12 protein-coding genes are annotated in these 14,144 nt (G+C 53.4%); all 12 read left to right on the top strand.

All coding sequences use genetic code 11. The features are described 5' to 3' along the window. The first annotated feature begins 690 nt into the window (after positions 1-690). Positions 691-1,629, top strand: coding sequence for a transcriptional regulator LrhA (gene lrhA, locus OGY08_RS05765; RefSeq protein ID WP_003834760.1), 939 nt, complete (start codon positions 691-693; stop codon positions 1,627-1,629). Between the two features lie 627 nt (positions 1,630-2,256). Next, positions 2,257-2,700 carry an NADH-quinone oxidoreductase subunit NuoA gene (gene nuoA, locus OGY08_RS05760; protein ID WP_003028077.1) on the top strand — a complete coding sequence of 148 codons (444 nt, stop codon included), beginning with the start codon at positions 2,257-2,259 and terminating at the stop codon, positions 2,698-2,700. Between the two features lie 15 nt (positions 2,701-2,715). After that, complete coding sequence (gene nuoB / locus OGY08_RS05755; RefSeq protein ID WP_003028075.1) at positions 2,716-3,378, top strand: NADH-quinone oxidoreductase subunit NuoB; 663 nt, start codon at positions 2,716-2,718, stop codon at positions 3,376-3,378. 85 nt (positions 3,379-3,463) lie between these two features. Further along, positions 3,464-5,266 (top strand): NADH-quinone oxidoreductase subunit C/D, encoded by a 1,803-nt coding sequence (gene nuoC / locus OGY08_RS05750; RefSeq protein WP_003834757.1) that lies wholly within the window; start codon positions 3,464-3,466, stop codon positions 5,264-5,266. 2 nt (positions 5,267-5,268) lie between these two features. Next, a complete protein-coding gene (gene nuoE / locus OGY08_RS05745; RefSeq protein WP_003028069.1) occupies positions 5,269-5,769 on the top strand; it encodes an NADH-quinone oxidoreductase subunit NuoE in 501 nt (166 codons plus the stop codon). Continuing rightward, positions 5,766-7,103: an NADH-quinone oxidoreductase subunit NuoF gene (gene nuoF / locus OGY08_RS05740; protein WP_003834753.1), complete on the top strand. Its 1,338-nt coding sequence runs from the start codon at positions 5,766-5,768 to the stop codon at positions 7,101-7,103. The genes nuoE and nuoF overlap by 4 nt, the downstream gene beginning before the upstream one ends. Positions 7,104-7,183: 80 nt before the next feature. Next, positions 7,184-9,910, top strand: coding sequence for an NADH-quinone oxidoreductase subunit NuoG (nuoG, locus tag OGY08_RS05735; protein WP_032941985.1), 2,727 nt, complete (start codon positions 7,184-7,186; stop codon positions 9,908-9,910). Then, entirely contained in the window at positions 9,907-10,884 is a 978-nt protein-coding gene (nuoH, locus tag OGY08_RS05730) for an NADH-quinone oxidoreductase subunit NuoH (RefSeq protein WP_003028063.1), read from the top strand. Before nuoG ends, nuoH begins: the two co-directional genes overlap by 4 nt. A 14-nt stretch (positions 10,885-10,898) precedes the next feature. Next, on the top strand, positions 10,899-11,441 hold the full coding sequence (nuoI, locus tag OGY08_RS05725) for an NADH-quinone oxidoreductase subunit NuoI (RefSeq protein WP_003028062.1): 543 nt from the start codon (positions 10,899-10,901) through the stop codon (positions 11,439-11,441). 11 nt (positions 11,442-11,452) lie between these two features. Next, on the top strand, positions 11,453-12,007 hold the full coding sequence (gene nuoJ / locus OGY08_RS05720) for an NADH-quinone oxidoreductase subunit J (protein ID WP_003028059.1): 555 nt from the start codon (positions 11,453-11,455) through the stop codon (positions 12,005-12,007). Beyond that, positions 12,004-12,306 (top strand): NADH-quinone oxidoreductase subunit NuoK, encoded by a 303-nt coding sequence (gene nuoK / locus OGY08_RS05715; protein ID WP_000612644.1) that lies wholly within the window; start codon positions 12,004-12,006, stop codon positions 12,304-12,306. Before nuoJ ends, nuoK begins: the two co-directional genes overlap by 4 nt. Beyond that, positions 12,303-14,144: an NADH-quinone oxidoreductase subunit L gene (nuoL, locus tag OGY08_RS05710; RefSeq protein ID WP_003834744.1), complete on the top strand. Its 1,842-nt coding sequence runs from the start codon at positions 12,303-12,305 to the stop codon at positions 14,142-14,144. The genes nuoK and nuoL overlap by 4 nt, the downstream gene beginning before the upstream one ends.

Genomic DNA, 14,144 nt, shown 5'->3' with positions numbered 1-14,144 from the left:
TGGTCAAAAAAAGTTAGGTCTGTAAAGACAAAGTAGCTGAGATCTCAGCTGAATGGCGTAATTCGAAAATACTGAGGTTTGGCCTGCGAAATCTGTTATCGGTCTGATCCCTGCGTGATGCGGTGTGAATCCATTGTTAAGCATAATTAATGAATTGAGGAATTCTTAATTAATTATTATTTATTATTTAAACGACATCAAATTGAGTTGGCCAATAATACGAAAACCGTTGCACTGACATAACACCAATTTGCCCGGAATTATTCGCGATAACACTTATAAATATAGTGGTTTTAGGTTAAGATAACTCCTATGAAATGGTGTGTAGTACGAATTTTACGATAATTCAAATGTTTGTTGGTTGTTCCTAACATCCTGAAAAGTTAGTTTTTAATGTGTAAATTATTGTTCGTTAACTATTTTTTAAATTTACAAAATTTACATGTTTCCCATTAGTCAGAATCATCCAGCAGCTAAAAATACGGCTCTTTCTCGTTGCTATATTCCGATGAATATCACGGGTATTAAAATAGCTCAGAAAGAGAATTGTTTCGTTTGTTAAACCAAATACATCCTTATTTTCACTTGGTTACACTAAGCGAAACTGAAGGGAGGCACATTACAAATGGAGTTGTTTGATTCTGAATGCACAGCATTAACCCGGTATGACCCGCGAGTAAGTGAAAAACTATGATAAATGCAAATCGTCCGATAATTAACCTCGACCTCGATCTGCTGAGAACCTTTGTTGCTGTTGCCGACCTGAATACCTTTGCGGCTGCGGCAGCTGCGGTATGTCGAACTCAGTCTGCGGTAAGTCAGCAAATGCAGCGTCTTGAACAACTTGTGGGGAAAGAGTTGTTCGCGCGCCATGGACGCAACAAACTGCTGACCGAGCATGGTATCCAGCTGTTGGGTTACGCCAGGAAAATACTGCGATTTAATGATGAGGCATGCTCATCATTGATGTTTAACAATCTTCAGGGGGTGTTAACTATCGGTGCTTCTGATGAATCCGCCGATACCATACTCCCTTTTCTGCTTAACCGTATAAGTTCGGTTTATCCGAAACTTGCACTGGATGTCAGAGTGAAACGCAACGCCTACATGGTGGAGATGCTTAAGTCGCAAGAAGTGGATTTAGTGGTCACCACTAACCGACCTGGCGATTTTGAGTGCCTGAATTTGCGAACTTCACCGACGCACTGGTATTGCGCAGCCGAATATATCCTGCAAAAAGGGGAACCGGTGCCGTTAGTTCTGCTGGACGATCCCAGCCCGTTTCGCGATATCGTGCTGGCGACGTTGAATGCCGCACAGATCCCGTGGCGTCTGGCTTATGTCGCTTCAACATTGCCTGCGGTCCGCGCGGCGGTAAAAGCAGGGCTGGGCGTTACTGCCCGTCCTGTCGAAATGATGAGCCCGGATTTACGCGTACTGGGTGCGGCGGACGGATTGCCACCTCTGCCTGATACCGAGTATCTGCTGTGCAGCGATCCGGCCACGCAAAATGAATTAGCTCAGGTTATCTTTAAGTCGATGCAGACATATCAAAATCCTTGGCAATACAATCAGTTTACCCCTGAAGGGGGAGATGACTCGCTGATTGTTGAAGGCGACTTTGAGTAAAGCGTCACAAAAAAACGTTTTAAAATGTAAGTGTAAAAAAGAGCCACTGATGATGAAAAAACATCCAGTGGCTCTTTTTTTATGCAAATATTACTGCTTTCTGTTCATTCATATACTAAAACTTAACAAAATCAGCAGGTAAAAAAACAGACTGACAATAGGATGAAAAATAATCAGCTGAGTTGCTAAATGTTTCCATGTTAAAAAACTAGAGAAATTGTTGCTGTTTTTTATGGTGAATTAACAAAAGCGTGTCACAGATCAAGAAAATACTCCCATTTAGGGGGAGGCATCTGGGTGAATTCCTGTCAAAATAGACGTGTGTTATCTTTTTTACTTCACTACGGACACGATTCAACAACATTAAAAATGACCGATGATGCAATCGAAATGGGTCTAAAGAGCACTTTATGTTAATGAAGTTGGAACAGTGTAAAATAATGTGAGGAAACTTTTGTTAAAGTTGACAAAAGGTTATAGAAAGGAGTAAAAAACCCCATCAATTAGCTGTATAAAATGATTTTTCACAGTGATTGTAAGGTTTTTTTTATTCCTCCCCATGAATCGATGTGGCGTTCATCTGCCGAAAAGAGCAGAAAATTTGGCGCTACTTTTGATGAGTAAGCAATGAGTATGTCAACATCCACTGAAATCATCGCTCATCACTGGGCATTCGCTATCTTTCTTATCGTTGCCATTGGCCTGTGCTGCCTGATGCTCGTCGGCGGCTGGTTTTTAGGGGGTCGCGCACGCGCGAGATCTAAAAACGTGCCGTTTGAATCAGGTATCGACTCGGTCGGCACCGCCCGCCTGCGCCTGTCTGCCAAGTTTTATCTGGTAGCCATGTTCTTCGTTATCTTCGACGTTGAAGCGCTGTATCTGTTCGCATGGTCAACTTCTATCCGTGAAAGCGGTTGGATTGGCTTTGTGGAAGCTGCAATTTTTATTTTTGTGTTACTGGCAGGTCTGGTTTATCTGGTGCGTATTGGCGCGCTGGACTGGACGCCCGCGCGTTCACGCCGCGAGCGTATGAACCCGGAAACGAACAGTATCGCTAATCGTCAACGCTAACCGCGAGGCATTAAGATGGATTATACGCTCACCCGCATAGATCCTAACGGTGAGAACGACCGTTACCCCCTGCAAAAACAGGAGATCGTAACCGACCCCCTGGAACAAGAAGTTAACAAAAACGTGTTCATGGGCAAACTGCATGACATGGTTAACTGGGGCCGTAAAAACTCAATTTGGCCATATAACTTTGGCCTTTCCTGCTGCTACGTTGAGATGGTGACCTCGTTTACCGCCGTGCACGATGTGGCCCGTTTTGGTGCGGAAGTACTGCGTGCATCGCCGCGTCAGGCTGACCTGATGGTCGTAGCCGGAACCTGCTTTACCAAAATGGCGCCAGTTATTCAGCGCCTCTACGATCAGATGCTGGAACCGAAATGGGTTATTTCCATGGGCGCATGCGCCAACTCCGGCGGTATGTACGACATCTATTCTGTGGTGCAGGGCGTTGATAAATTTATTCCGGTCGATGTGTACATCCCGGGATGTCCGCCGCGCCCAGAAGCGTATATGCAGGCTCTGATGCTGCTGCAAGATTCCATTGGCAAAGAACGCCGCCCGCTCTCCTGGGTGGTTGGCGATCAGGGCGTTTATCGCGCCAATATGCAGTCAGAACGCGAGCGTAAACGCGGCGAACGTATTGCTGTAACGAATCTTCGTACACCAGACGAGATTTAATTTGCGCCTGTCGGCAGCAGCACTTCCTTCGCTTATCACTACATAAATAGCGCGAAGCACTGCCGACCACCACGGACCATTTGCAATGGTGAACAATATGACCGACTTAACCGCGCAAGACGCCGTATGGCAAACACGGGATCACCTTGATGACCCGGTCATTGGCGAACTGCGCAACCGTTTTGGGCCGGATGCCTTTACCGTTCAGGCGACTCGCACCGGGGTACCCGTTGTTTGGGTCAAGCGTGAACAATTACTGGAAGTTGGCGATTTCTTAAAGAGACTGCCGAAACCTTACGTCATGCTGTTTGACTTACACGGCATGGACGAACGTCTGCGTACGCACCGCGAAGGGTTACCTGCCGCGGATTTTTCCGTTTTCTATCACCTGATCTCCATTGAACGCAATCGCGATATCATGCTCAAGGTGGCTTTGTCTGAAAACGATCTGCGCGTACCGACTTTCACCAAACTGTTCCCGAACGCCAACTGGTATGAGCGTGAAACCTGGGAAATGTTTGGCATCGATATCGAAGGTCACCCGCACCTGACGCGTCTGTTGATGCCGCATACCTGGGAAGGTCATCCGCTGCGTAAAGACTACCCGGCGCGTGCGACCGAATTCGATCCGTTTGAGCTGACTAAAGCCAAACAGGATCTGGAAATGGAAGCGCTGACCTTCAAACCAGAAGATTGGGGTATGAAGCGTAGCACCGAAAACGAAGACTTCATGTTCCTCAACCTCGGTCCTAACCATCCGTCTTCTCACGGTGCTTTCCGTATTGTGCTGCAGCTTGATGGCGAAGAAATCGTCGACTGCGTACCTGACATCGGCTACCACCACCGTGGCGCTGAAAAGATGGGTGAACGTCAGTCCTGGCACAGCTACATTCCGTACACCGACCGTATTGAGTACCTCGGCGGCTGCGTAAACGAAATGCCTTACGTACTGGCCGTTGAGAAGCTGGCTGGTATCACCACGCCGGATCGCGTCAACGTGATTCGCGTGATGTTGTCCGAACTGTTCCGTATCAACAGCCACCTGCTGTACATCTCCACGTTCATTCAGGACGTCGGCGCGATGACCCCGGTATTCTTCGCCTTTACCGACCGTCAGAAAATCTATGACGTGGTGGAAGCGATCACCGGTTTCCGTATGCACCCGGCCTGGTTCCGTATCGGCGGTGTGGCACACGATCTGCCGCGCGGTTGGGACAAGCTGCTGCGTGACTTCCTCGACTGGATGCCAAAACGTCTGGATTCTTACGAGAAAGCCGCACTGCGTAACACCATCCTGAAAGGCCGTTCGCAGGGCGTTGCCGCTTACGGTAAGAAAGAAGCGCTGGACTGGGGTTGTACCGGTGCTGCGCTGCGCGCGACCGGTATTGATTTCGACGTGCGTAAAGCGCGTCCGTACTCTGGCTACGAAAACTTTGACTTTGAAGTCCCGGTTGGCGGCGGCGTTTCTGACTGCTATACCCGCGTGATGCTGAAAGTTGAAGAGCTGCGCCAGAGTCTGCGCATCCTTGAGCAGTGCCTCAATAACATGCCGGAAGGCCCGTTCAAAGCGGATCACCCGCTGACGACGCCGCCGCCGAAAGAGCGCACGCTGCAACATATCGAAACCCTTATCACCCACTTCCTGCAGGTTTCGTGGGGCCCGGTTATGCCGGCAAACGAGTCCTTCCAGATGGTGGAAGCGACCAAGGGTATCAACAGTTACTACCTGACCAGCGATGGCAGCACCATGAGTTACCGTACCCGTATCCGTACCCCGAGCTATGCGCACCTGCAGCAGATCCCGGTAGCGGTACGTGGCAGCCTGGTGTCCGACTTAATCGTCCATCTGGGTAGTATCGATTTTGTTATGTCAGATGTGGACCGCTAATTATGCACGAGAATCAACAACCACAAACCGAGGCTTTTGAGCTGAGTGCGGCTGAGCGTGAAGCGATTGAGCACGAGAAGCACCACTACGAAGACCCGCGTGCGGCGTCCATTGAAGCGCTGAAAATCGTTCAGAAACAGCGTGGCTGGGTGCCGGATGGGGCGATCTATGCGATCGCTGATGTGCTGGGTATTCCGGCAAGCGACGTAGAAGGTGTTGCTACGTTTTATAGCCAGATCTTCCGCCAGCCGGTAGGTCGCCACGTGATCCGCTATTGCGACAGCGTGGTGTGCCATATCAACGGCTACCAGGGGATCCAGGCCGCGCTTGAGAAAAAACTCAACATCAAGCCGGGGCAGACGACCTTTGATGGTCGCTTTACGCTGCTGCCGACCTGTTGCCTGGGGAACTGCGATAAAGGGCCAAACATGATGATCGATGAAGATACTCATGCTCACCTGACCCCGGAAGGCATTCCCGAACTACTGGAGCGGTATAAATGAAAGACATTATCCGTACTCCCGAAACCCATCCGCTGACCTGGCGTCTGCGTGATGACAAACAGCCGGTCTGGCTGGACGAATACCGTAGCAAGAACGGCTACGAAGGTGCGCGTAAGGCCCTGACCGGGCTGTCACCGGACGAAATCGTTAATCAGGTAAAAGACGCTGGCCTGAAAGGGCGCGGCGGCGCGGGCTTTTCCACCGGTCTGAAGTGGAGCCTGATGCCGAAAGACGAATCCATGAACATCCGTTACCTGCTGTGTAACGCCGATGAAATGGAGCCGGGCACCTATAAAGACCGTCTGCTGATGGAACAGCTGCCGCACCTGCTGGTGGAAGGCATGCTGATTTCCGCGTTTGCGCTGAAAGCGTACCGTGGTTACATCTTCCTGCGCGGTGAATATATCGAAGCAGCTGTGCATCTGCGTCGCGCGATCGCCGAAGCGACCGAAGCCGGTCTGCTTGGCAAAAACATCATGGGCACCGGTTTCGACTTCGAACTGTTTGTCCACACCGGGGCAGGGCGTTACATCTGCGGTGAAGAAACCGCGCTGATCAACTCCCTCGAAGGTCGCCGTGCTAACCCACGTTCCAAGCCGCCGTTCCCGGCAAGCTCTGGCGCATGGGGCAAACCGACCTGCGTAAACAACGTCGAAACCCTGTGTAACGTACCGGCTATCCTCGCGAACGGCGTGGAGTGGTACCAGAACATTTCGAAGAGCAAAGATGCGGGCACCAAGCTGATGGGCTTCTCTGGTCGCGTGAAGAATCCTGGCCTGTGGGAACTGCCTTTCGGTACTACCGCGCGTGAGATCCTCGAAGATTACGCGGGCGGCATGCGCGATGGACTGAAGTTCAAAGCCTGGCAGCCTGGCGGCGCAGGGACTGACTTCCTGACCGAAGCACACCTCGATCTGCCGATGGAATTCGAAAGCATTGGTAAAGCAGGTAGCCGTCTGGGCACCGCGCTGGCCATGGCTGTCGATCACGAGATTGGCATGGTTCCTTTGGTGCGTAACCTCGAAGAGTTCTTTGCCCGCGAGTCTTGCGGCTGGTGTACGCCGTGCCGTGACGGTCTGCCGTGGAGTGTGAAAATTCTGCGTGCGCTGGAGCGTGGCGAAGGCCAGCCTGGGGATATCGAGACACTTGAGCAACTGTGTCGTTTCCTCGGCCCGGGTAAAACCTTCTGTGCACACGCACCGGGTGCAGTGGAACCGCTGCAGAGCGCCATTAAATATTTCCGCGAAGAATTCGAAGCTGGCATCAAGCAGTCCTTCAGCAATACCCATCAGATTGGTGGTATTCAGCCGAACCTGCTGAAAGAGCGCTGGTGATTACAGGGTTAGCCCTGTGTCGCGATAAGAAATTCGATTAACGCTCGGTTACGACCGAGCCAACTGGAAGCATGCTGACTATGGCTACGATTCATGTAGACGGCAAAGAATATGAGGTCAACGGAGCGGACAACCTGCTGGAAGCTTGTCTGTCTCTCGGCCTTGATATTCCGTACTTTTGCTGGCACCCGGCGCTGGGAAGCGTCGGTGCTTGCCGCCAGTGTGCGGTGAAGCAATATCAAAACGCGGAAGACACGCGTGGTCGCCTGGTGATGTCTTGTATGACACCGGCCACCGAAGGCACCTTTATTTCTATTGATGACGAAGAAGCGAAACAGTTCCGCGAAAGCGTCGTGGAGTGGTTGATGACTAACCACCCGCACGACTGTCCGGTCTGTGAAGAGGGCGGCAACTGCCACCTGCAGGATATGACCGTCATGACCGGTCACAGCTTCCGTCGCTACCGCTTCACGAAGCGTACTCACCGTAACCAGGACCTGGGGCCGTTCATCTCTCACGAAATGAACCGCTGCATCGCCTGCTATCGCTGCGTACGTTACTACAAAGATTACGCCGATGGCGCGGATCTGGGCGTCTATGGCGCACATGACAACGTCTACTTTGGCCGCCCGGAAGACGGTACGCTCGAAAGCGAGTTCTCCGGTAACCTGGTAGAAATTTGCCCGACCGGCGTCTTCACCGATAAAACGCACTCTGAGCGTTATAACCGTAAATGGGACATGCAGTTTGCGCCGAGCATCTGCCAGCAGTGTTCCATCGGCTGTAACACCAGCCCGGGCGAGCGCTACGGTGAACTGCGTCGTATCGAAAACCGTTATAACGGTACCGTTAACCACTACTTCCTCTGCGACCGTGGTCGTTTTGGCTATGGTTACGTGAACCTGAAAGACCGTCCGCGTCAGCCGGTACAGCGTCGTGGCGATGACCTGATCACGCTGAACGCCGAGCAGGCGATGCAGGGCGCGGCAGATATTCTGCGTCAGTCGAAGAAAGTAATTGGTATCGGCTCCCCGCGCGCCAGCGTTGAAAGTAACTTCGCGCTGCGTGAACTGGTGGGTGCGGATAACTTCTATACCGGTATCGCCCAGGGCGAGCAGGAACGTCTGCAACTGGCACTGAGCGTGCTGCGTGACGGCGGGATTCATACTCCGGCACTGCGCGAAATCGAATCTTATGATGCGGTTCTGGTGCTGGGCGAAGATGTCACCCAGACCGGCGCACGCGTTGCGCTGGCAGTGCGTCAGGCGGTGAAAGGTAAAGCGCGTGAAATGGCGGCGGCACAGAAAGTGGCTGACTGGCAGATCGCAGCAATCCTTAACATCGGCCAGCGTGCTAAGCACCCGCTGTTCGTTACCAACGTCGATAACACCCGTCTGGATGACATCGCCGCATGGACCTATCGTGCACCGGTTGAAGATCAGGCGCGTTTAGGTTTCGCTATCGCTCATGCGCTGGATAACAACGCTCCGGCGGTTGACGGTATCGACCGTGACCTGCAGAACAAAATTGACGTTATCGTTCAGGCACTGGCCGGGGCGAAGAAACCACTGATTATTTCCGGCACCAACGCCGGTAGCGCCGAAGTGATTCAGGCGGCTGCCAACGTGGCGAAGGCGCTGAAAGGCCGTGGCGCAGACGTCGGCATCACCATGATTGCTCGCTCTGTTAACAGCATGGGCCTGGGTATGATTGGCGGTGGTTCCCTTGACGATGCGCTGACCGAGCTGGAAACAGGTCGTGCTGACGCCGTTGTGGTGCTGGAGAATGACCTGCATCGCCATGCTTCAGCAACGCGTGTGAACGCTGCGCTGGCGAAAGCACCGCTGGTACTGGTCATTGACCATCAGCGTACGGCAATTATGGAAAACGCTCATCTGGTGCTTTCCGCCGCAAGCTTCGCCGAAAGCGATGGTACGGTGATTAACAACGAAGGCCGCGCTCAGCGTTTCTTCCAGGTCTACGACCCGTCCTACTACGACAGTAACACTGTGATGCTGGAAAGCTGGCGCTGGCTGCACTCGCTGCACAGCACCGTGCAGAGCCGCGAAGTGGACTGGACGCAGCTCGACCACGTTATTGACGCGGTCGTTGAGAAGCTGCCGCAACTGGCGGGTATCAAAGATGCCGCGCCGGACGCAAGCTTCCGTATCCGTGGACAGAAATTGGCTCGTGAACCGCACCGCTACAGCGGTCGTACCGCAATGCGCGCTAACATCAGCGTACACGAACCGCGCCAGCCGCAGGACAAAGACACTATGTTCGCCTTCTCTATGGAAGGGAACAACCAACCGTCTGCGCCGCGTTCACAAATTCCGTTTGCCTGGGCTCCGGGCTGGAACTCCCCACAGGCGTGGAACAAGTTCCAGGATGAAGTGGGCGGTAAACTGCGTCATGGCGATCCGGGCGTGCGTCTGATCGAAGCTTCTGCAGATGGTATGGATTACTTCACTACCGTTCCGGCGAGCTTCCAGGCTCAGGATGGTCAGTGGCGTATAGCGCCGTACTACCATCTGTTTGGCAGCGACGAAATGTCCCAGCGTGCGCCAGTCTTCCAGACCCGTATGCCGCAGCCGTACATCAAACTCAACCCGGCTGATGCCGCGAAGTTGGGGGTTAATGCCGGTACGCGGGTTTCTTTCAGCTACGATGGCAACACGGTTACGCTGCCGGTTGAAATCGCTGAAGGATTAACGGCAGGGCAGGTTGGTTTGCCGATGGGTATGCCTGGCATCGCGCCGGTTCTGGCAGGTGCGCGTCTTGAGGATCTGCAGGAGGCACAACAATGAGTTGGATTACACCCGATCTGATTGAGATCCTGCTGAGCATTCTCAAAGCGGTCGTGATCCTGCTGGTGGTGGTCACCTGCGGGGCATTCATGAGCTTTGGCGAACGTCGTCTGCTGGGTCTGTTCCAGAACCGTTACGGACCGAACCGTGTTGGCTGGGGCGGTTCGCTCCAGCTGGTTGCGGACATGATCAAGATGTTCTTTAAAGAAGACTGGATCCCGAAATTCTCGGATCGCGTCATCTTTACCCTGGCACCGATGATCGCCTTTACCTCGCTACTGCTGGCTTTCGCCATCGTGCCGGTGAGTCCGAACTGGGTGGTTGCTGATCTGAACATCGGGATCCTGTTCTTCCTGATGATGGCGGGCCTCGCGGTATACGCGGTGCTGTTCGCCGGCTGGTCCAGTAACAACAAATACTCCCTGCTCGGTGCGATGCGTGCGTCTGCGCAGACGCTGAGTTACGAAGTGTTCCTCGGGCTTTCCCTGATGGGCGTGGTGGCGCAGGCCGGTTCATTTAACATGACCGACATCGTCAATAACCAGGCTGATATCTGGAACGTTATTCCGCAGTTCTTTGGTTTTGTCACCTTTGCCATCGCGGGCGTGGCGGTGTGCCACCGTCACCCGTTTGACCAGCCAGAAGCCGAGCAGGAACTGGCCGACGGTTACCACATTGAATATTCCGGTATGAAATTCGGTTTGTTCTTCGTGGGTGAATACATCGGTATCGTCACCATTTCTGCACTGATGGTTACCCTGTTCTTCGGTGGCTGGCATGGCCCGTTCTTACCGCCATTCGTCTGGTTCGCGCTGAAAACCGCGTTCTTCATGATGATGTTCATTTTGATTCGTGCGTCGTTACCGCGTCCTCGTTATGACCAGGTAATGTCCTTCGGCTGGAAAGTCTGTCTGCCGCTGACGCTCGTCAACTTGCTGGTAACGGCGGCTGTCATTCTCTGGCAGGCGCAATAAGGGACACAAAGACCATGACCTTAAAAGAATTGTTCGTAGGTTTCGGCACCCAGGTACGCAGTATCTGGATGATCGGCCTGCATGCGTTCGCGAAACGCGAAACGCAGATGTATCCGGAAGAGCCGGTCTATCTACCGCCCCGTTTTCGTGGTCGTATCGTTCTGACTCGTGATCCAGACGGTGAAGAGCGCTGCGTTGCCTGTAACCTGTGTGCGGTAGCGTGTCCGGTAGGCTGTATTTCTCTGCAAAAAGCAGAGACCAAAGATGGCCGCTGGTATCCGGAGTTTTTCCGCATTAACTTCTCACGCTGCATTTTCTGCGGCCTGTGCGAAGAAGCCTGTCCGACTACGGCTATTCAGCTGACTCCAGATTTCGAGCTGGGTGAGTACAAGCGCCAGGACCTGGTTTACGAGAAAGAGGATCTGCTGATCTCCGGTCCGGGCAAATACCCGGAATATAACTTCTACCGGATGGCAGGTATGGCAATCGACGGCAAAGATAAGGGCGAAGCAGAGAACGAAGCTAAGCCTATCGACGTCAAGAGCCTGTTACCGTAAGGAGAGGGGCAATGGAGTTCGCTTTTTATATCTGTGGCCTGATAGCCATTCTCGCAACCTTGCGGGTGATCACCCACACCAATCCGGTACACGCGTTGCTGTACCTGATTATTTCGCTGCTGGCGATTTCTGGGGTGTTCTTCTCGTTAGGCGCTTACTTCGCCGGTGCGCTGGAAATTATCGTCTACGCGGGCGCCATCATGGTGCTGTTCGTGTTCGTGGTGATGATGCTCAACCTTGGTGGTTCTGAAATTGAACAGGAACGTCAGTGGCTGAAACCGCAGGTGTGGATTGGTCCGGCGATTCTGTCGGCCATTATGCTGGTGGTTATTGTTTACGCCATTCTGGGCGTTAACGATCAGGGCATCGACGGCACGCCAATTAGCGCGAAAGCAGTCGGTATTTCCCTGTTCGGACCGTATGTACTGGCGGTTGAACTGGCTTCGATGCTGCTGCTGGCGGGTCTGGTTGTGGCCTTCCACGTAGGGCGCGAAGAGCGTTCTGGTGAAGTGCTGAGCAATCGCACCGATGACCGCGCGAAAAGAAAAACGGAGGAGCACGCATGATCCCCTTACAACATGGACTGATCCTCGCTGCGATCTTATTCGTGCTGGGCTTAACAGGTCTGGTTATCCGCCGCAATCTGCTGTTTATGCTGATCGGGCTGGAAATCATGATTAACGCCTCCGCGTTGGCCTTTGTGGTCGCCGGAAGCTACTGGGGCCAGACCGATGGTCAGGTGATGTATATTCTCGCCATCAGCCTTGCGGCTGCCGAAGCGAGCATTGGGCTTGCGCTGTTGCTGCAACTTCATCGCCGTCGCCAGAACCTGAACATCGATTCAGTAAGTGAGATGCGTGGATGAACATGCTTGCCTTAACCATTATTCTGCCATTTATTGGCTTTGTATTACTGGCGTTTTCTCGTGGTCGTTGGTCAGAAAATCTGTCCGCTACCGTGGGTGTCGGGTCGATCGGTCTGGCTGCGCTGGTGACTGCGTTTGTTGGCGTTGATTTCTTTGCCAATGGCCAGCAGGCTTACAGCCAGCCGCTGTGGACGTGGATGTCAGTCGGCGACTTCAACATCGGTTTTAACCTGGTGCTGGACGGCCTGTCGCTGACCATGCTCTCCGTGGTGACCGGCGTTGGTTTCCTGATCCACATGTTCGCCTCCTGGTATATGCGCGGAGAAGAGGGCTATTCTCGTTTCTTCGCCTACACCAACCTGTTTATCGCCAGCATGGTGGTTCTGGTGCTGGCGGATAACCTGCTGCTGATGTACCTCGGCTGGGAAGGCGTGGGCCTGTGCTCCTATCTGCTGATTGGTTTCTACTACACCGATCCGAAGAATGGCGCTGCGGCAATGAAAGCCTTCGTGGTAACCCGCGTTGGTGACGTATTCCTGGCGTTCGCGCTGTTCATCCTCTACAACGAGCTGGGCACGCTGAACTTCCGCGAAATGGTGGAACTGGCGCCTGCGCACTTTGCAGACGGTAACAACATGCTGATGTGGGCAACCCTGATGCTGCTGGGCGGTGCGGTCGGTAAATCTGCACAGCTGCCGTTGCAGACCTGGCTTGCTGATGCGATGGCCGGTCCGACGCCTGTCTCCGCGTTGATCCACGCCGCGACGATGGTTACCGCTGGTGTCTACCTGATAGCACGTACGCACGGCCTGTTCCTGATGACGCCTGAAATCCTGCACCTGGTGGGGATTATCGGTGCGATCACGCTGGTGCTGGCGGGTTTTGCTGCGCTGGTACAGACCGACATCAAACGCGTTCTTGCGTACTCTACCATGAGCCAGATTGGTTATATGTTCCTGGCTCTCGGCGTACAGGCGTGGGATGCGGCGATTTTCCACCTGATGACGCACGCCTTCTTTAAAGCGCTGCTGTTCCTGGCATCTGGCTCGGTTATCCTGGCTTGCCACCACGAACAGAACATCTTCAAGATGGGCGGTCTGCGTAAGTCAATTCCGCTGGTGTATCTCTGCTTCCTGATCGGTGGCGCGGCGCTGTCGGCTCTGCCGCTGATTACCGCTGGCTTCTTCAGTAAGGATGAGATTCTGGCCGGTGCAATGGCGAATGGTCATATTAATCTGATGGTTGCAGGTCTGGTCGGTGCATTCATGACGTCTCTGTACACCTTCCGTATGATTTTCATCGTGTTCCACGGTAAAGAACAAATTCACGCCCACGCAGGGAAGGGGATTACCCATCATCTGCCGCTGATTGTGCTGATGATCCTGTCCACCTTCGTTGGCGCGCTGATTGTGCCGCCGCTGCAGGGTGTACTGCCTGCGACGACCGAGCTTGAGCATGGTCGCGTCATGACGCTGGAAATTACCTCCGGTATCGTAGCGATTGCAGGCATCCTGATCGCAGCATGGCTGTGGCTGGGTAAACGCACGCTGGTGACGTCGATTGCTAACAGTGCGCCGGGCCGCCTGCTGGGTACCTGGTGGTATAACGCCTGGGGCTTCGATTGGCTGTACGACAAAGTGTTCGTCAAGCCGTTCCTGGGTGTTGCCTGGTTGCTGAAACGCGATCCGCTCAACTCAATGATGAACATCCCGGCGATCCTTTCCCGCTTTGCAGGTAAAGGCCTGCTGTTGAGCGAGAACGGTTATCTGCGCTGGTATGTTGCATCAATGAGCATCGGCGCCGTCGTTGTGCTGGCACTGTTGATGGTACTGCGTTGA

Source organism: Citrobacter sp. Cpo069 (assembly GCF_030332785.1).
Lineage (GTDB): Bacteria > Pseudomonadota > Gammaproteobacteria > Enterobacterales > Enterobacteriaceae > Citrobacter > Citrobacter portucalensis.
Note: the sequence above shows the minus strand (reverse complement) of the source record. Positions and strands in the feature narration are given on the sequence as shown.

Bases quoted from the DNA above. Each gene is read 5' to 3' on its own strand.
- nuoL (WP_003834744.1), top strand. From the start codon at position 12,303: ATGAACATGCTTGCCTTAACCATTATTCTGCCATTTATTGGCTTTGTA.
- nuoE (WP_003028069.1), top strand. From the start codon at position 5,269: ATGCACGAGAATCAACAACCACAAACCGAGGCTTTTGAGCTGAGTGCG.
- nuoB (WP_003028075.1), top strand. From the start codon at position 2,716: ATGGATTATACGCTCACCCGCATAGATCCTAACGGTGAGAACGACCGT.
- nuoJ (WP_003028059.1), top strand. From the start codon at position 11,453: ATGGAGTTCGCTTTTTATATCTGTGGCCTGATAGCCATTCTCGCAACC.
- lrhA (WP_003834760.1), top strand. From the start codon at position 691: ATGATAAATGCAAATCGTCCGATAATTAACCTCGACCTCGATCTGCTG.
- nuoA (WP_003028077.1), top strand. From the start codon at position 2,257: ATGAGTATGTCAACATCCACTGAAATCATCGCTCATCACTGGGCATTC.
- nuoI (WP_003028062.1), top strand. From the start codon at position 10,899: ATGACCTTAAAAGAATTGTTCGTAGGTTTCGGCACCCAGGTACGCAGT.
- nuoH (WP_003028063.1), top strand. From the start codon at position 9,907: ATGAGTTGGATTACACCCGATCTGATTGAGATCCTGCTGAGCATTCTC.
- nuoF (WP_003834753.1), top strand. From the start codon at position 5,766: ATGAAAGACATTATCCGTACTCCCGAAACCCATCCGCTGACCTGGCGT.
- nuoC (WP_003834757.1), top strand. From the start codon at position 3,464: ATGGTGAACAATATGACCGACTTAACCGCGCAAGACGCCGTATGGCAA.
- nuoK (WP_000612644.1), top strand. From the start codon at position 12,004: ATGATCCCCTTACAACATGGACTGATCCTCGCTGCGATCTTATTCGTG.
- nuoG (WP_032941985.1), top strand. From the start codon at position 7,184: ATGGCTACGATTCATGTAGACGGCAAAGAATATGAGGTCAACGGAGCG.